General features: G+C 35.8%; 16 protein-coding genes. All 16 read right to left on the reverse strand.

Going from position 1 to position 17,508, the window contains the following annotated elements; genetic code table 11:
• Positions 1-19: 19 nt before the first annotated feature.
• Positions 20-1,036 (reverse strand): glycosyltransferase family 4 protein, encoded by a 1,017-nt coding sequence (locus ACFO5T_RS06945; protein ID WP_380033145.1) that lies wholly within the window; start codon positions 1,034-1,036, stop codon positions 20-22.
• Positions 990-2,183, reverse strand: a complete 1,194-nt coding sequence (locus tag ACFO5T_RS06950) for an O-antigen ligase family protein (protein ID WP_380033147.1) — start codon at positions 2,181-2,183, stop codon at positions 990-992. The genes ACFO5T_RS06945 and ACFO5T_RS06950 overlap by 47 nt, the downstream gene beginning before the upstream one ends.
• Positions 2,184-2,355: 172 nt before the next feature.
• On the reverse strand, positions 2,356-3,429 hold the full coding sequence (locus tag ACFO5T_RS06955) for a glycosyltransferase (protein WP_380033149.1): 1,074 nt from the start codon (positions 3,427-3,429) through the stop codon (positions 2,356-2,358).
• Positions 3,429-4,538, reverse strand: coding sequence for a glycosyltransferase (locus ACFO5T_RS06960; RefSeq protein ID WP_380033151.1), 1,110 nt, complete (start codon positions 4,536-4,538; stop codon positions 3,429-3,431). The genes ACFO5T_RS06955 and ACFO5T_RS06960 overlap by 1 nt, the downstream gene beginning before the upstream one ends.
• A complete protein-coding gene (locus tag ACFO5T_RS06965) occupies positions 4,538-5,083 on the reverse strand; it encodes a serine O-acetyltransferase (protein WP_380033153.1) in 546 nt (181 codons plus the stop codon). Before ACFO5T_RS06965 ends, ACFO5T_RS06960 begins: the two co-directional genes overlap by 1 nt.
• The gene (locus tag ACFO5T_RS06970) at positions 5,083-6,075 is read right to left on the reverse strand and encodes a glycosyltransferase family 2 protein (RefSeq protein ID WP_380033155.1); all 993 of its coding nucleotides are present in this window, start codon (positions 6,073-6,075) and stop codon (positions 5,083-5,085) included. Before ACFO5T_RS06970 ends, ACFO5T_RS06965 begins: the two co-directional genes overlap by 1 nt.
• A gap of 1 nt (position 6,076) precedes the next feature.
• Positions 6,077-7,108: an exostosin domain-containing protein gene (locus ACFO5T_RS06975; RefSeq protein ID WP_380033157.1), complete on the reverse strand. Its 1,032-nt coding sequence runs from the start codon at positions 7,106-7,108 to the stop codon at positions 6,077-6,079.
• Complete coding sequence (locus ACFO5T_RS06980) at positions 7,105-8,571, reverse strand: glycosyltransferase family 2 protein (protein ID WP_380033159.1); 1,467 nt, start codon at positions 8,569-8,571, stop codon at positions 7,105-7,107. The genes ACFO5T_RS06975 and ACFO5T_RS06980 overlap by 4 nt, the downstream gene beginning before the upstream one ends.
• Positions 8,568-9,710: a glycosyltransferase family 4 protein gene (locus ACFO5T_RS06985; RefSeq protein WP_380033161.1), complete on the reverse strand. Its 1,143-nt coding sequence runs from the start codon at positions 9,708-9,710 to the stop codon at positions 8,568-8,570. The genes ACFO5T_RS06980 and ACFO5T_RS06985 overlap by 4 nt, the downstream gene beginning before the upstream one ends.
• Positions 9,710-11,110: a glycosyltransferase family protein gene (locus ACFO5T_RS06990; protein WP_380033163.1), complete on the reverse strand. Its 1,401-nt coding sequence runs from the start codon at positions 11,108-11,110 to the stop codon at positions 9,710-9,712. Before ACFO5T_RS06990 ends, ACFO5T_RS06985 begins: the two co-directional genes overlap by 1 nt.
• A gap of 2 nt (positions 11,111-11,112) precedes the next feature.
• A complete protein-coding gene (locus tag ACFO5T_RS06995) occupies positions 11,113-11,988 on the reverse strand; it encodes an N-acetylneuraminate synthase family protein (RefSeq protein WP_380033165.1) in 876 nt (291 codons plus the stop codon).
• Entirely contained in the window at positions 11,981-13,144 is a 1,164-nt protein-coding gene (locus tag ACFO5T_RS07000; protein ID WP_380033167.1) for a cytidylyltransferase domain-containing protein, read from the reverse strand. Before ACFO5T_RS07000 ends, ACFO5T_RS06995 begins: the two co-directional genes overlap by 8 nt.
• Positions 13,145-13,233: 89 nt before the next feature.
• A complete protein-coding gene (locus ACFO5T_RS07005) occupies positions 13,234-14,364 on the reverse strand; it encodes a hypothetical protein (protein WP_380033169.1) in 1,131 nt (376 codons plus the stop codon).
• Positions 14,361-15,455 carry a glycosyltransferase gene (locus tag ACFO5T_RS07010; protein WP_380033171.1) on the reverse strand — a complete coding sequence of 365 codons (1,095 nt, stop codon included), beginning with the start codon at positions 15,453-15,455 and terminating at the stop codon, positions 14,361-14,363. The genes ACFO5T_RS07005 and ACFO5T_RS07010 overlap by 4 nt, the downstream gene beginning before the upstream one ends.
• A 23-nt stretch (positions 15,456-15,478) precedes the next feature.
• Complete coding sequence (locus ACFO5T_RS07015) at positions 15,479-16,426, reverse strand: glycosyltransferase family 2 protein (protein WP_380033173.1); 948 nt, start codon at positions 16,424-16,426, stop codon at positions 15,479-15,481.
• Positions 16,423-17,490 (reverse strand): glycosyltransferase family 2 protein, encoded by a 1,068-nt coding sequence (locus ACFO5T_RS07020; protein WP_380033175.1) that lies wholly within the window; start codon positions 17,488-17,490, stop codon positions 16,423-16,425. Before ACFO5T_RS07020 ends, ACFO5T_RS07015 begins: the two co-directional genes overlap by 4 nt.
• Positions 17,491-17,508 lie beyond the last annotated feature (18 nt).

Raw genomic sequence — 17,508 nt, forward strand, 5'->3', positions numbered from 1 at the left:
GTGTAAATATATCATAAAATTAGGAGAGCACTTGATGCCACTTGCTTTTGACTGATTCCCAGTCATATGCAGCTGCCTTATCTCGAGCTTTTTGTGTAATCTTGATACTGTCACTAGTGTTTGTAATTGCGTTTACCACTTTCTCGGTAAACAACTTAACGTCTAACGGTGGACTAAGATAGCCGTCTTCTCTATCACTTATAAGGTAAGGCATCCCTCCCACACTGGTGGATACTACGAGTAAGCCTAGAGCCATTGCCTCTACTACGCTCAGTGGCATATTATCAAAATTTGTCGTGTTTATAAATATATCGTGATGAACGCTCTCTGCTATCCATTGTTCTTTTGATAGCTTACCTGTAAAGGTTACTGGCAACTTTCTGGTTAATGCATATGCGCGACACTCCTCCAGACTACCATCCTTATCAGGCCCCACCATAGTGAGCACAGCATCTGGATGATATGATAAAAGTTCCTCCAAAACTTTAATAGCCATTAAAGGATTGTATATTTTGGCAAAGGAGCGTACCCATAGTAATTTTGGTGCAAAAGCTGTTCGCACTTTATATGGGTAGTGAGAGATTTCTATCGTATTAGGAATGTGTATGAGATTTGAGAATCCCGCTTTCGCGAAAGCGTTATATAAATAACCACTAGGCGCAACATTTATTTTTGCCTTACCAAAAAGTGCTTTACATATTTGTGGTTTATTTTCTAGCCGCTCTGGTAAATTACCACCGTGTAAGATGGGAATATAAAGAAGGTTACTCTTGCTACAAAGCCTCCCTATAATCACTGCATACCAAAAGTTAAGTGTGCTGTAGGTATCAATTAGAACGACATCTACAGTGTCCCTTACCTTGTAAAAGGTAGCAATCATATCCAGCAACCTAAGAAGTTTATTAGGCTTTTGGGATGTCGTTATTACGTCATAGCCCTCCTGCTCGAGCAGCGGGCTCAAAGTTTCTATAGTAGTGAGCGTTTTACCACTAGCGGAGAGCGCGTTGCCTACGTACAGGAGTTTTCTTGTTTTCATTTACAATATTTAATAGGCATAAAGCATAAATAAAACCTGGTGCCGCAATACGCATTGAAGAGTGGTTTATAGTTAAGAACCAAAACAACAGCGCCGAAAAAAACAGATAATTACGCCTGTTTTTGGATCTATAAACTAATGGATAAATGATTAAAATGCCAAGTATTACTAAGCCTAGGATACCGTGCTCTGATAATAGTCTACTTATCTCATTGTGAGAGGCAACCCCAACAATGTTTTCATTACCTCTTAACTCTTTTACCTTTCCTGCACCTACTCCTACAAGCGGGTTATTATAAAATGCAGATATCTCTGTCTCTAATAACTCCGCTCTACCTGTAGTAATATCACTCTTAAGTCTACCCGCTGCATCTCTATTTGTATATCGTTTATTTATAAGTCCATTGGTTTGAAAGGAGCTATACAATGAAGCCCCTACTAAAACACCACCCAGTAAGATGAGATAGGTTATCATCTTCCTTCTAACTTTTCCTTTGGATCCGGCAAAATAGATTATTAAAAAAGCACCACTACAAACTAATCCTGTGATAACCCCCCCACGCGAAAAAGTAATTATACCTTTATAAAGCAAAAAGCCTATTAAGGCGAGATGAACGAATAACAGTACTTTATTCTTACTATTAACAATTAATTGTACTAGAGCCATAAACATACCTAAACCTAGTACGGTAGATACTTGATTAGGTCCAAAACCACCGGTAGCCGCATAATTTGCTCCGGTACTTCGTAAAGTCTCCCTCAGATCTGGAGTTCCAAGAGTTATATAAATAGACATTGCGACTATGGGTAATAGAATCCATTTTGTAAGATTAGATAGCTGGCGATACGTTATTCTTCTATCTATACAATATAATGCAGATATTCCTAAACATACGGGACCACTAAGGTTAAAGAAAACGGCTTTCTTCACATCTGTCCCTAAGTCAAGTGTTATTGAAGCTACGAGCACGCTAGGTAATAGTAAGAATATATATATCCAGTAAACACCAGATTTTCGGCTAGCACCGCTCAAAAAGAGCCCAATTAACATAAATGAAATTACAGAATACTTTCCCGCCTCATAGATAGGGACGGCATTACTCATTCTAAAAAAAACCTCTGCGCCTGCTATGTAAGCCGCCCCCATAAGGGCTTCATTATTTTTATTCCCAGTCCTTAAAATCTGTATTATAAAATAAGCTACAACGCCAAGAAAATAAACAATTGCAAATGGCTTTACAAAGTATACCAAAACCCCAATGATAATATGAATTATCAAAAAGACTGTATATGTTTTATTTTGAGAAATACTCACCACCCTAAGATATTAAATCGTTGTAAATGGGCATTAACTTTTCTATAAAAGCTTCTTTGCTATAGGTTGTACTTACGCTTTCGCGAAAGCGGTCTCCCATTACCCTTTGTATATTATCTTTGTTTTTGATTAATTGAGTAAGCACATCAGGAAGCTCTTCAATAACGCTATTAATAACAAATCCATCTTGACCTACTACCTCAGCACATTGCCCAACGTTTGTTACAACGACCGGCAAACCACAATTTGCATACTCAAGTAGAGATACAGGGAGCCCTTCTGATAAGGAAGTTAAGACCCCAATAGTGCTTTGCTCAAGTATGTGACTTATATCTTGACAGCTTCCGTACAAAAAAACACTATTAGATAAATTATTTGTAATAATACTATCCATCACAGATTTTGAATAATCGTCATTGAAAGACTTCCCCACAAGATGAAGCGTCCAATCTGGAAACTGCAATTGTGTTTTTGCAAAAGCATCAATAAGCGCTAAATGATTTTTTTGATGGCGTAAATTTGCTAGACACACTATGCGCTTCCCTGCTTCTCCATTAAGCAACGTCTTTTTAGATTGATTCACCGTTACAGTAGCAAAATTTTGTAAAAAGTGTACTTTATTAATCTTAAGCACTTCCTTAGACCATAGGACAAGCTTAGGATTTACAACTATCGCTTTATTTATATAAGGTCCTAGTAGCTTGAGTAAATAGGCTTTTCTATTTTCTAAAGAGTCACTCATTCCATAATGATCGTGCCAGATTACCTTAATATTATTGTTATAAATTTTTGCAAAAACTGCAAGATGTATTGAGGTAGAATGTGCGTGAATTATATTTATTTGTTTTCTCTTTAACCATTTAAAAAATCGAAAAAAAGCAATTACGTCTAGGGTCGCTTTTTTATTTAAAATAAAAAGGCTCTCTTTTACAAACAGTTCATTTTCTAGCGATCCGCCTCGTCTTGTGGCACATAAATATGATTCTACACCATTCTGAGATAAAGCATTTGCAATATTTACTGCCATACGCTCTGCCCCTCCTGCATCTAGTGAGTCTATAAGTTGTAATACTCTCATTAAAGCAATTCTTTTATCTGAGCTGTAAATGTGTCCATCGTATATTGCCTAGACCATTGTGTGGCAGCATTACTCATTTTAGGTAAAGATGCACTATCTTCTAGCTGTTTGATTAGTTGAGTGGTCTTTATTTTATCTGGATCTTTAACAAGTATTCCTCTGCTGCCATTATCTAGCATCCAAGGAACACAAGAAACTTGAGTAACTATAGGAATTGCTCCCCAAAACATACCCTCTGCAATAACCTTAGGCCAGCCTTCACTTTTTGATAATAGTATGACAAGATCAGATCTTTTGTAGGCTTCTTTTACAGCGTTTGCCGGTTGGTTTCCTCTCAAAATGACGTAATCAAGGAGACCATTTTCCTTCCTATACCATTTGATATCTTCCATTTGTGGACCATCGCCAAACATCTCAAGCACTATATCAAGACCAGCTTTACGTAACTTATGTATAAGCTGTACCGTTTCAAATGGTCGTTTATTACTTCCCATTGTGCCTGCAAAAATTGCTCTTAAAGGTTTATTAAAACTTCTTTTTTTAAAAGAGTCTATCTCTTCTAGGTAATAACTTGCTGTAAAAAAAGGTGTGATATTACTAGTACTGTTTTCCCACTCTCCATACACTAGCACTTGTATATTTTTAGTAAGCGTGGTACTCGATAAAATCCTTTGTTGAAGTCTGTAAGCGAGTGGTTGTTTTGACAAAGGGTCCCAATTTCCAGCATACTTGGCAGTTTTCTTCTTGTTAGGAAACAGAACTTGTACCACACAAGCAAGTAAGCACAGGTTACCCGGAGCCCGCAAGTGTATGTGATCTGCCTTACGCATAGCACTCCATAAAACGATGGCTTGATATGGCAATATAAGTATAGATATAAGTGCAACAAAAAAGCTGTTAAATTCTAGTCTTCGGAGACTTTTAACATTGATGTCCTGTCTATTAAATGGAGCAGTGAGTAGTGCTTTTTTATAACTAGTGGGACATACAAAGGTTACTTGATTTACTGAATCAAGCCAAATATTCATCTCTTTTATATAAGGGGCATACCCTTCATATATTCCCTTTTTATATAAGATAGGAGCGTCAGAAATAACTAAAAAATTCATTATATGTAATCTTTAGAATCTTTAGCACTTACCATCTTTGCGGGTACTCCCAATACTGTAGTACCTTCTTTAACATCTGTAATTACTAAGGAATTTGCTCCTATAACAGCCCCATCACCTACATTTATTCCTCCTGCGATAACAGCTCCAGCAGCCATATAAACACGATTACCTATTGTAGGGACACCGCGGTGTGCTCCTCGTCCACTCACACCTATCGTTACTCCTTGCGAGATATTACAACGCTTACCTATTACGGTTTCTGGACTAATAATTATACCTGAGTAGTGACCTATATATAAGCCTTCACCTATTGTTGCTGCATAGGGTAATGTTATCCCTGTAATCACTTCAATCCATTTCTGAAAAAAAACACCAATAACCAGTAAAGGTGCTTTTACAATCTTGGGCATTGTAGATCTATAAATAGCATTAAAGAAACGATATACAAACAAAGCCCACAATCCCTGCTGTGTTAACACCAGTAATAAAGCACTGCTCTTACTGTACTCTTTATAACGTTGTATGTCCTTTTTATAACGCATTATCTAGGTTTGCTTAAAAGTAAGCTAAAAAGACCAACAGTGCGACCCAGAGCTTCTGTTAATGCTCCTTTACGGCTAGAAGTAGTAACCACATTTGCAAAACGAATAAGTGTCAAAACACTACTTATCGCATACCATTTTATAATATTAATAAATCCAGGCTTAGGGTGCATCACTCTCCACACGTACCAGCCATTACGTGTTACCATCTTACCATAATGATATTGATTAGGCCTTCCAGAAGCGTCGTGATGATGCGCAAGGTTTGCGCCTGTATTTATATATAGCTGTCCTAGTTTTGAAATTCTGAATGTATAATCTGCATCTTCATAAAGACCATAACCTTCAAAATATTCAGAGAATTTATTCTTTTTCAAAACCTCTAGTGGAAAGCTCGAGACTCCTCCCATAAGCTGTTTTACTTTATAAATTTTTCCAGTAGGAGGCAAGAAACTAACAGACCTGCCGTGACCATATTTCGGTAGGACGCCTGGTGGAGTATTTGCATCTAGACCTAACTTTCTTCTTAATTTAAAACGCGCTCCCTCTTTCCTTCTATACCCATCATAATAGAAGTGATGTATATCTCTTTTGTTTAATGTTTCTGCACGCTCCCACTGCACTTCGTTATTAATGTAACCTCCTACACCATAAGCATTAGGATATGCTTGATACACGTCAAGTATTTTCTCAAAATATGTAGGTTCAAGCACTGTATCATCATCTAGAAAGCACACCACATCCATTGTGTTACTTACTCGTTCTATACCATAATTCCGCTGTTTAGTAAGACCTCTTTGTGCGTCTGAAACTTTGTAGTAGACGAGGTTTTTTATTCCGCTTTCGCGAAAGCGTACCTCTGTCTCATCATTAACACTTCCATCTATAATGAGGATCTCATCTGGGTAAACCGTTTGGGTTTTTACAGAATCTAGTAGCGTGGTAAGCGCTACTGGGCGCATATAGGTGCAAATTATTAGAGAGAATTTCAAATTATATAATACGTTTTAAAGAATGATATAAATTGCAAAAAAAACGATCTCTTACCAAATAATCTACATATAATTTACGATTAGACTTTTGCAAGGTTGCAAAAGAAACTTGATCATATTTTTTATGAAAAGCCAGTAGCGCTTCCTCTATATTATCTTCTACATTTAATTTACAAATATGTTGCTCCCAATTTATTATACCTTCAAGTGGCAAGTGGCAATCTGTATCTATTAAAACTGGGATACGACCACAGGCTAGGGCTTCATAAAATCTTACAGAAAAATTACCTGCTCCTCTTAGGCAAAAGGTATACGGAGCGCCGTTTAAATTTTCAAAAAACTCTTTTGAAGTTTTCTGTCTTTCGGCTTTAGATCTCGCACCTGCTCTGTATTTTGATCGATATATAAAACTGGTCTCAACACGATCAGATTTTTCTAATTTCTTCAGATATTTATAACGTTGCAAAGCAGCATAAAAGACATTTTGGAAATCTGTTTCGTCTTTAAGAAAAGCTCTTAGCAAGTTTCTTTTTAGAACAGACATTATAACACGAGATCGCTCTAGATAATTTTTTGAAGCAAATCCAGTAAAAGAAATTTGAGGTAAACTTGTATAGTTTATTACTTCTCCAGAGACCTCGTCTCGACCTATAGGATCATCTATAAATGCTGGTATAATTACAGTCTGCTTGTCGTTATGACTTTTAAATCCTGCATTACGCCATACAATTACATTATCATCCTTAAAGGTTTTACCATAGTCACCACCAGAGTAGACCATTATTCTCTTTTCAAATTTTAAGGCGGTGTTGTATAAATCTCTGTAATGCTTTTTACAACCTCTTTTATTTATGAAATGATAGTTTATAGGAAATAGAAAAACATCAGCGCTTTCAGGAGTATCTACTAGACTGTAAAGCGCTAAGACATCTTTATGAGTTTTCTCAAAATAGTACAAATCAAATATTAAGGGATGCGCTATCCCTCTATTATCTGGAGTGAGAAGTGAGTTATCTGTATATATTCTAATCATAACCTAGACGCCCATTTTTCACTTTGTATCCAGGCTTTTTTAAATCTCGCTAAGTGAGACAGAGGGTTCTTAGTTTTAAAAAATCCAAATGTTTTAAAGAATTGAACAACCTTATAACCCCTTACTTGCTCTAAGGTGTAATTTTTCTTCCTGAGATACATTATTTGAGGAGATGGCTTTGGGGTTAAGGCTTCTGTGCTCCAAGGAAACTTGTGCGGACTTCTAAAACCACCTGTAGGAGCCTTGAGGTGTAGTATCTGTATGCTAGGTGCATATATTACATCCTTACCTATATTACGCACCTGCATTCCATAATCCACATCTTCGCCGTATCCATTTTCAAAAGCCATATCAAAAGAACATTTACTGTATATATCCCTATGTACAATAGAGCAGCCCGACCCAAAAGATTCCCATTGTTTATAGGCTTTCATTGTCTCCTTTTCACCCTTTTGTAAACAAGCAAACGTAATACAAGTTGCTTTGGTTCTATTTATAAATGAAGTTACCTCATCAATAAACGTTGACTCAACACGTACATCATCATCAAAAAATAATAACCAAGGAGCAGTAGCAAGTGACATTGCTATATTTCTTGCTCTACAAGCTCCCGCAGTGTCTAGTAATTTATGAACTATAGTAAAATTCCATTTTTCATCATTTATGTAATAAAGTTTTGATTCTTTATCCTCACTAGGATTTTGCTCGATTATAATGACTTGAGATGGAGGATTTAGTTGTTTATTTAAATCTTCTAAAACGTCCTTAAGGTATTCCTCCCTACCTATCGTAGGTATAATGACATCGTATTTAAGAGGTGCATAATCTTTACAAGAATCTACCTCTTGCAAAGACTCCATATCTAAGGATAATGAACGGGTTTTGTAAAATTGCGCTTTCGCGAAAGCGTACAAAGGCATTTTTTTATCATAGTACAAATGGCACAACAGCAAGTGTAGCGTCCATCTTCTTTTATAATGCTGTTTTACAAAACGATACAAAAGTTCATTACTAAAAGATGCTACATCATTAAAAATGGGAATTTGATAATTGAGTACTCCAAGTGGCATTGTAAGCTTTCCTAGAGAATTTACCCAATACAAATAATCGCCACTTGGCTTAATCTGATTTGCAACCTGATTAATTAACGATGCGTGAATAAGCAAAGCGGTGGTTCCCTTTTTCCAGGTTGGGTACACCACCCTATCATTTGTAGGTATAAATGGTTTATCCTCTACATAGCCAAAATCTGAATTAAGTGCATTATATGATGAGACGTAATGATTTTTGGACTTGAAAGATATTGCTTGCTCTAAAAAACGTTCTATATCGCAACCAGCCTTATATATTATAAGAAACTTATCAGGATTATTTTTGGCAATTGTGTAGATACAAGCAACAATAGCATTGCTTTTTCCTTCATCACTCTTAACCTTACTACCATCGTGTTCTATAAAAATCATAGGCTTATGACTTTATTATAAAATGAAACATTAGTCTGAGCAATGTGATTTATATCAAATCGTTTTTCTATAGTTTCTCTTGCCGCTTCTGTAATTTTCATTCTAAGAGCATCATTTTCAAACACTGTGCTTATAGTGTCCACGTAAGCATCAATATCATCTGGATGATGCATAAAACCATCCTTACCGTGTTCTATAAGGTCTTGTGCCCACCCTATATTAGTATTAACCACCACCTTTTGCAAAGCCATAGATTCAATAGTCACCATACCAAGTGTTTCTGCAAGAGAAGGAAACACGCATATATGTGCTTTTTGTATCTCCTCTTTAACTTGATGATAAGGTATTTTACCTAAATAAGTAATGGCCTCTCTAGCTGCAGGGCTCATCATCTCTTGCATTAATTGCCAAGTAGAAGCACTACCGGTTTGTACATCATAACTATCTGCCCCTATAAAATCAAGTTTTGCAGTGGGATGCGCTATTATAATTTTATTAAATATTTCTACTAACTGAAACACGCCTTTCTTTCTAATAAGTGTCCCGATATTAAGTAAACGTTTAGATATAAATTCTTCTGGAGAATTGTTATTAAAATCTTCAAGATTAAGACCGTGACATATAACTTTCACATTAGAATACTGTAGCTTAAAAAGCTCAATACTTTTTTTTCCTGCAAAATGCGTAGGTGCTATAAATGCCTTTGCTTTTATTACCGCTTGCTTTTCAAAAAAAGCATTTTTCCATTTTTGTGGTCTTCCCTCAATATGACAGAAGTAGGTATCACTTCCGTGAAAACGTATTACAAGTGGTTTTCTTAAGCTCATAAAGGCAGTGATCCCTGTCCAATCTGGAGCCTCGATAATATCGACATCACTACTATGCTTATTTATATACTGCTCTATATGCTTTCTATAAAAGTAGAAGCCTCCTATCTTATAATGCTTTTTGGCAATCAAATGGAAGGTTATCCCATCTTCGATAAAAGTGTCCGTTTTATGTTGATTATAAACAAATAAGCTGACCTTATGACCCATTTTACAAAAAGCCATAACGAGGTTTTTGATACTCGTACCCATCCCTCCAGAATTACCTAATTCTGGATGTGGATATTCTGGGGTTATAAAGCCTATATGCATTAATCAAGAATTTGATTTATCCCTTCCCAAATACGTTCACTTGCCTTCTCAGGCTGTTCTGGCTTGTTTACAATCCCAAACCACTTCTTAGTAACAGGCACTGGATTAAGACTACCATTAAGTAAGCCTTTAATTCCATCATAAATTTCTTCTTTATTCATTGCCCAAGTAACGCTTGTATCATAATCTGGCATTGAGCGGAAGTGGACGTATTTATAGTTTTGCCCTATGTCACGTATTCCTTTCTTAAGTTGTGGCTGCTCATAATTGGGGTAAATTGTAGGCTTATCGTGCGCCACAAAGTCAAAGACCATACTCGAGCATATGTTTACCACAAGTTCACAGTGGTGACAAGTGTTTACTAATAAAGCAAAATCTTCTTTGGTAGGCATTACTTGATTCCATTGACTCCCCATAGGTTTCCACAAAGGATCTATAGGTCTTATGACATCACTATAGTTAGCCAAAACCTCATCATATCTACCCGAAAAGTCAATAGGGACCTTTCTATACACAATTGCTACATCTTCACCTTCCTCTCTCAACTTGCGCACAGCAATTGCTGTGTCTTCTAGATAATATTGATCCAGTGGTGACGTGGTTTGATCATCCCCAGAAAAACAAATGTATCTTGTCTCTTCACTAAGATTATGCTCTAGACAAAATTGCTTTCGCGAAAGCAATAAATCCTTATCATAATGGGGCTCAAACTGCGGAGTCCCCGTTACAAATATCTGCTCTTCTCTCGTTTTTGGGTAATACTGTAAGAGCTGCTCCTTCATCAACTCAGACCATACAAAATAGTAATCTGTTTCTACCGTAGTCATTCCCTTAGGCAGGTTATCCCAACTGTATATCCAGCACGCTGTTTTTATCCCGAGATCCTGCGCCGCCAACATAGGCGCAATGGCCTGTGTAGCCCGCTGTGTGGTGCAAAAAACAATATCTGGACGGTGCTCTTCTAGTTGTGCTTTAAGCTCCTGGTAACGAACAGTAGATCGTTCGGCAACTTGTATTTGGTTCATAATGCGTTGCCAACCTTTTGGCGTAGCACTAAACGTTTCGTGATACTTTACAAAAGCGCTTTTTAAGGCTTTCTTTATACTATTCCACTGCAATGGAAAACGATAGGTAGGATAGACATTATCCTTTTCACGCTTTCGCGAAAGCGCAAGTTCTACCCTTTTTCTTGCGTGACTAAGTGTAGGCGTTTTAGGGTGAATCCTTGTGTTTTCAATCACCACTTCTTTATACCCCAGTTCCTTTTCTAACGAAAATATGGTGTTATTCCAGTATGTGATGTCAAACCCTTGCGCCTCTCCTACTTCTTTGAACTTAGTAAAAGCAAAGTTGCGCAGGCCTACACCATCTGGAAAAAGAATGAAAACTTTTTTACCCATTATTATGCTTTACGATACTTAAGCTTATCGCGTTGTACTTGCTCGATAGGCAAGATATCTGTCGCTTTATAGTCTAATGCTTGATATACTGCTCTCAAGTCTCTCGCAAGCTTACGCATACCTGCTGGCTCTAGTGAGGCACTATGATCTGTACCCTTCCAAGTACGGTCTAATGTATAATGACGTTCTACTATATTTGCTCCTAAGGTATAAGCAGCAACATCTACAGCAATACCTAGATGGTGACCAGAAAACCCAATGTGTTTTACACGATTGCCATACTTCTCTATGAGTGTTTTAATATCAAGTAAACACACATCTGGAAAGGGTACTGGATATCCAGACGTACAGTTATAAAGCACTAGGTCTTTACCTCTGTGATGCTTTTCAAAAAACTGTACTAGTTCCTCTATCTCATCTCTAGTAGTCATCCCAGTAGAGCAGTGTATCTCCCCTTTGTAATTCTCACATAACCACCCTAGCATTTCGTAATGATTATTACAAGCGCTTGGTATTTTTATAAACTCTGGATGAAGCCCTGCTATTTCCTTTGCACTCGTAGTATCCCAAACCGAAGTTGCATAGGTAATGCCTAACTCTTCACAAAAAGCCTTAAGCTCTGCGTGCTGGTTTACATCAAATTCTAAAAACTCCCTGTGTGCCCCATACGTATCTCCATATGAATTTATAGGATTAGGGTGTGGAGCTTCATATTGCTCCTTAGTGAGCAATTCTATATTGTGTCGCTTCTGAAATTTTACGGCGTCTACCTTACAAAAGATAGCGGCTACTTTTATCATTTCTTTTGCTATCTCCATATCACCTTTGTGATTACCACCTATCTCTGCAATGGTGTATGGAGCTTTATAATTACTCATATCTATTGTTATATTTTATAATAAAGTCACAGGCCTCGCGTATCGCTCCCTCTGCGCTATTATTTTGTAGTATTACGTCTGCGTGATTTTTGATAGGCATTGTCGCATTAGCCGGAGTAAATGACCATCCTGCTGCACAAATATTTGCCATATCATTTACATCATCACCTATGTAAGCAATGTTTGAAAAGGAGAGGTCTCTATCTGTTACGATTCTAGAAAGCAGACTATATTTATCTTTTACGCCCATAAAGACGTCATTAATTTTAAGCTTCTTCATTCTAGAAGCCACAATCTGCGAGTCTTCAGAGGTCATTACCATCACCTCAACATTGTACTGTCTCAATATCTCTAGTCCCATACCATCGCGCATATCAAACTTTTTCATAAGTTCGCCCTCTGCACCATAATAAATACAACCATCTGTAAAAACGCCGTCTACATCGAGTATAAGATGCGTGATACGATTACTTTGTTTCTTAGTTTTTAAACGAGCAGCTAGTAACTCTTCTACTATTTTCCAGTCTGTGAGGGTATCTATCTCTGTGAGGCTATCTTCGGGCATTTGCACTGTGGCGATATTACCGCTTATTCTATTTTTGCTTTCGCGAAAAGCGCTACTTGTCGTCACATAACACGCTCCATTCTCTATAAGTAAGCCTTCAAAATCTTGTCTACGTGGGCGATTAAAAACGTCATAATTTTTTGGTGTACCGTCTTCATACCAAGTAAAACGATGCGTATTTACAACCGTAAGTGCCGAATCATAATTTGCCCCCGATCGCACTTTATCTAAGCAAGCATTTATATCTACCGAAGTAGTAAAAGGAGAGGTTGCTTGCAGTAAGCATAATATATCAAAAGGCTCTTCTAAACCATTTACAAACTCTAGCATTCCCATCTCTGTAGAGGCTGCATCTGTAGCGCTTTCTTCACTACGTTTTACGGTCTTTACCTTGTCTGTCCAGTGGTATTCCTTATGAACAAAAGTGATGATATCATTATCATCTGTAAAAATATAAATTGCGTCTAATTGAGATGCAATTGCCTCACCAAGCGCCCAGCAAAATAAAGGACGGCCTAGCAGCTTCTTTTTATTTTTACCTGGTATGCCCTTTGAGCCTTTGCGCAAGGGGATAAATCCAATGGATTTCATTTGTTTAAATTTTGGTGAATTTATAAAAATATTAAATACCAGTACGCCCTTTAGTGTATTTTATCGGTAAAAAAAGTCAGATAATCGATTTAAGAACCTATAGTCGATATAACTCTTTTTGCTATTAATTTAAAGGCTTTCCAGTATTGTAAAGTAGTTATTTTGTTCTCTTTTAACCAACTATCTAAAAACTCTCGCTCGTGGATGGATACTTTCTTTGATATGAGTTTGGCTATATAATTGTCAATTTTACTATGATAAATATTTAAATCGAAAACTTTATCAAATCTAGATAAAGAATCATACAGCTCTAATGTTGCTGCCGTACGAAGACATTTATCACAAGATGTGCAGTTTCGCACGTTCATTTTCTTAGCAAGTATGGAATTTGTACAAATATCTAGGTAAGCATTAGCAACATCGTAATGTTGAATATAAGAAATGCGCTTTAAGCGAGTTTTTGTTTGCAGTGTAGAATGTGTATTAAAATAAGAGGTAAATAATAGTGGTAATAAAAAATTATCAAAATTACTTGTATCACCAGGTTTGAAATTACTTTGAGATACAGCATATGCAGATGCATAATGATATTTATTTATCAGGCCTAGTGTTGCTAGACTACAAGAAATATTTAAAAAACTGTGAGCAGATTCAAATGAACCACGTATGAAACTATGCGCATTAGTCTTGACTTTTACCAAAGGTAAACCAATTGTAGTGGCAGCTCTTTCACTGTTTTTCAACCTATACTCATAATTTTCCTTAGCATAATTACCATTATAAATACCGTGTGAACCAGCATCAAAAAAAGTTAGATAATCTAAGCCTATATCATTGTCAAAAAAATATTTTACAGTTGCCAAACTGTCTACCCCACAAGACAGTCCCGTTGCATTAACTCGTTTATTAAGAGCAATAGCATTTTCTGTAACATCTGGTATAACTTTAAGAGTTATGGCTATCTTATTGACTTGACAAAGTCTCGGTATTAAGACATCATTTAACTGCTTACAGAGTACGTCATCCATAGTACCTTGAACCACTATATTTTCTTGTTTTTCTAATAAAAGTGGTAGAAGCGCTACTACAAATGCATCGTACACTAATGAAATATTAGAATTAATATGCGATAATGTAAAATAAATAGAATTGCCATCTAGTAGGCATTCTAATTTTGAATAATCTTTTTCCAGTTGTAAAGAGATGTCAGATAAAATCATACAGCTAAAGAATTATAAATAGCTAACACCTTTGCCTGGATTTCATTTCTGTCATAGGCTTTTTTAATCTCTTTATTTTCCATTAATATAGATGATGGGTTTGATAACAGCGCCATTTCTATACTATTGGCTATTGCATTTACATCTTCTGGATTACTTATAATAAATCCATTTATTGTATCCTTAATAATTTCTTCGGTTGCACCTCCCGGATTAGACTGGATAGGTATACAGTCACAAAAAATAGATTCTAACAGTGTATTAGGAAGACCATCACTTATACTATTACCTATATAAAACTTAGATTGAAGCATTAAATCTATGACCTCTGAGTTACTTACTTTCCCAAATACTTTAACCTCATAATCTCTCCCAGTATTCCTATTAAGATATTCAGTAACCTTCTTAGAAGCTCCAAATATTATGATAGATATATCAGTATGTTTTCTAGCAATGACATCTAATGCTTTTAATACATTAATACATCTTCCAAGTGCATCCTCATAACCTTTTACTATAAAAGAAGAATTTTTTACAAAGTCTTTATCTGTATGAAATTCAAAACCTCCACCTCCAGGCACAACGCCTAAAAATCTTCCAGAAAAGCCACCATTTTTTGCTATATGGTAGTCTCTTAAACAATCTGTAAAAAGGTAATCAACTCTTGCGAGCACAGCAGGCACCTCCTTGTGATAATTGGGTTTATTTTTCTTGTAAAATAAGTCACTTCCCCAGCTAGAATATATCCATTTTATGTTTACTTCCTTATTCATAATAGGTAATATGGGTATACAAGAAGTATATAATGCAAAGCTGTGAACAACATCTGGCTTTATGTCTTGTAACGCTTTCGCGAAAGCGGTCTCAACTTTAGTGTCAAGTTTATCGCTCAGGTAGTTATAAATTTTTGGGAAATATTTTTTTATTGTTGTCCTTCCTCTTTTTATTAAAAAACCCTTTTTCCAGCCTGTTATTTGGGTCATCCAAGACATTGATGGTGCATACCCTTGGTCTAAAATATCAAACCAATACACCTCGTGATCACTATCCCGGAGTTGGTCAGACCAACGACGAAAATGTATAGAATTCATTGATACTAGTAAAATCCTCATTGTTATACTATAGACTTTTTTAAGGAGTAAATGTATCGCTTAAATAATGTCAAGGATAGATTTGACTTAAGTATTTGTAACATTAAAAAAGCTCCTCTTAAAAACTTTTTATCTCTATTGTAAGAAGTTACTAGTACCAATTGATGGTACTCTAAACTATTTTTAAACAATGCTTCATTAGGTTTTAGAGCTTCCAAATGCATTAAGCTTTTAATAATTTCTAAATTTTGAATGGCCACATTAGTATTATCCTCTCTCATACGTGCAGACACACCTATAGTACTTCTATAAACAGCCGTAACCTCTGCTAGTTTAAATGCTGCAGTATTTGTTAAAGACATAACTAGTAAATACGATGGCCAGTCGCCATAAGGAAATTTATGAAAAAACTGTGGTAATTCTAGAACACGATACACATTGAGAAACACTGCAGTAGGTGCTATAATTTTATTTTCTAGAGAAAGCTCACTTAACGCAATAGGCCCAGTATATTTATCTATATCTATTTTATTTATTTTATCATCTATAGATTTAAAACAACTTGTACCTACAACACTAAACTCTTTATTCTTTTCTAAAAAGTCAACTTGAAGTTGAAGTTTATTATTATTAATCCAGTAGTCATCACCATCACAAATTGCAACGTATTTGCCTCTGAGCCGCTTTGAAGTTTTTACAAAGTTACCCATCAAGCCTAGATTCTTTTCCTGCTTAATAAAAGTGATATTACTATTTATAGCGGCTAAACTTTCACAAATTTGTGGCGTTTTATCGCTACTTGAATCATCACTTATAATGATGTCAAATGGAAAATTAGTTTTCTGAGAAAGAATACTCTCTATAGTTTGAAGTATATAAGGTTCTTGATTATAACAAAGTACAAAAACACTTACGGTAGGTTCTTCATCTCTAAGTAAATTTAGCTTTTCAAAATACATAGGCATTTTCATCTATAATGTACTTCAAGTGTGATGACATTACTTTCAGACATTTTATACTGATAAAAAGAATCTCTAGCTTTAGAAACAACCCATTCTAAGATAATGTTATTTGCTTCTTTAATCGTTATAAAATTCAAAGCTTTACCTCTGGCTTTTCTCTTTATTTTCTTAATAAAATCGTGTCTTTCTGGATGCTCTTTTACTGTTAATAAAACTCTCTTCCCTACACAGTTTTCTATATAATACAAGGCAGATTTTACTTGATCACGAGTTGTAAGAACATTGATTTTGACTTCGTCTACACTAAGGTCATATGAATCAGGAATTATGCCTGTGCCAGATGAATTATTTGCCTTTACAACACTTCCTTTTTGTACTCTGTTTAGGTATTGACCATTTATTAATTCTAAAGTTTCAGCAAAAGGATAGTTACTTTTGAAACTTCGATACATCTTAGGGTGCCATTGATGCTTGAAGTAAAGAGTGTTTTCTATGAACTCTACTGTAACACCTGCTCTTTGCAGTCTTATATGTACATCTGTATCCTCCCCTCCCCATCCGTGATAAAATTCATCAAAACCACCTATAGACTTGAGTTTTACCGTTGGAAAAATCGAAATTCCGGTTGCTTCGTGAGTTGAGATACCCTTAACGATATATTTATGAAATGAAACTTCTCTTTTACTTTCGCTCTCGGTTAGGAAACCCACAGGAAAATAAAGGACTTTTGAACTGTGTAAATATGAGTATACTTCTTCCAAAAAATCAGGATGCCACAGCATATCTATATCACTTACCATAAAGTATTGAGAAGAACAGTCTTTTAGTACTGAATTTATAATTCTAGACTTGTTCCAAAGCTGACCTTGTGTTTGATATAAGATAATTTGGAGTTTAGAAAATTTCGCACAGACATTTTTCAGTTCCTTTTGATAACCTACTGGGCTTCCATAATCTACCAGAATCAGCTTAACATTTTCTTCGATCTGACTATAAACAGAGCTTATAGACTTTACAACAAGTTGTAAATCTCTATTCCTGTTAGGTAAGACTACGGTTAAAAGATCTTGCATTCTGTTTTAAATATTTAT

Source organism: Dokdonia genika (assembly GCF_042652845.1).
Lineage (GTDB): Bacteria > Bacteroidota > Bacteroidia > Flavobacteriales > Flavobacteriaceae > Dokdonia > Dokdonia donghaensis.

Excerpts from the sequence above, each read along its gene's own strand:
- ACFO5T_RS06990 (WP_380033163.1), bottom strand. The coding sequence starts at position 11,110 with ATGGGTAAAAAAGTTTTCATTCTTTTTCCAGATGGTGTAGGCCTGCGC.
- ACFO5T_RS06950 (WP_380033147.1), bottom strand. The coding sequence starts at position 2,183 with ATGGGGGCGGCTTACATAGCAGGCGCAGAGGTTTTTTTTAGAATGAGT.
- ACFO5T_RS07005 (WP_380033169.1), bottom strand. The coding sequence starts at position 14,364 with ATGATTTTATCTGACATCTCTTTACAACTGGAAAAAGATTATTCAAAA.
- ACFO5T_RS06995 (WP_380033165.1), bottom strand. The coding sequence starts at position 11,988 with ATGAGTAATTATAAAGCTCCATACACCATTGCAGAGATAGGTGGTAAT.
- ACFO5T_RS06985 (WP_380033161.1), bottom strand. The coding sequence starts at position 9,710 with ATGCATATAGGCTTTATAACCCCAGAATATCCACATCCAGAATTAGGT.
- ACFO5T_RS06975 (WP_380033157.1), bottom strand. The coding sequence starts at position 7,108 with ATGATTAGAATATATACAGATAACTCACTTCTCACTCCAGATAATAGA.
- ACFO5T_RS07000 (WP_380033167.1), bottom strand. The coding sequence starts at position 13,144 with ATGAAATCCATTGGATTTATCCCCTTGCGCAAAGGCTCAAAGGGCATA.
- ACFO5T_RS06955 (WP_380033149.1), bottom strand. The coding sequence starts at position 3,429 with ATGAGAGTATTACAACTTATAGACTCACTAGATGCAGGAGGGGCAGAG.
- ACFO5T_RS07020 (WP_380033175.1), bottom strand. The coding sequence starts at position 17,490 with ATGCAAGATCTTTTAACCGTAGTCTTACCTAACAGGAATAGAGATTTA.
- ACFO5T_RS06945 (WP_380033145.1), bottom strand. The coding sequence starts at position 1,036 with ATGAAAACAAGAAAACTCCTGTACGTAGGCAACGCGCTCTCCGCTAGT.
- ACFO5T_RS07015 (WP_380033173.1), bottom strand. The coding sequence starts at position 16,426 with ATGAAAATGCCTATGTATTTTGAAAAGCTAAATTTACTTAGAGATGAA.
- ACFO5T_RS06980 (WP_380033159.1), bottom strand. The coding sequence starts at position 8,571 with ATGATTTTTATAGAACACGATGGTAGTAAGGTTAAGAGTGATGAAGGA.
- ACFO5T_RS07010 (WP_380033171.1), bottom strand. The coding sequence starts at position 15,455 with ATGAATTCTATACATTTTCGTCGTTGGTCTGACCAACTCCGGGATAGT.
- ACFO5T_RS06965 (WP_380033153.1), bottom strand. The coding sequence starts at position 5,083 with ATGCGTTATAAAAAGGACATACAACGTTATAAAGAGTACAGTAAGAGC.
- ACFO5T_RS06960 (WP_380033151.1), bottom strand. The coding sequence starts at position 4,538 with ATGAATTTTTTAGTTATTTCTGACGCTCCTATCTTATATAAAAAGGGA.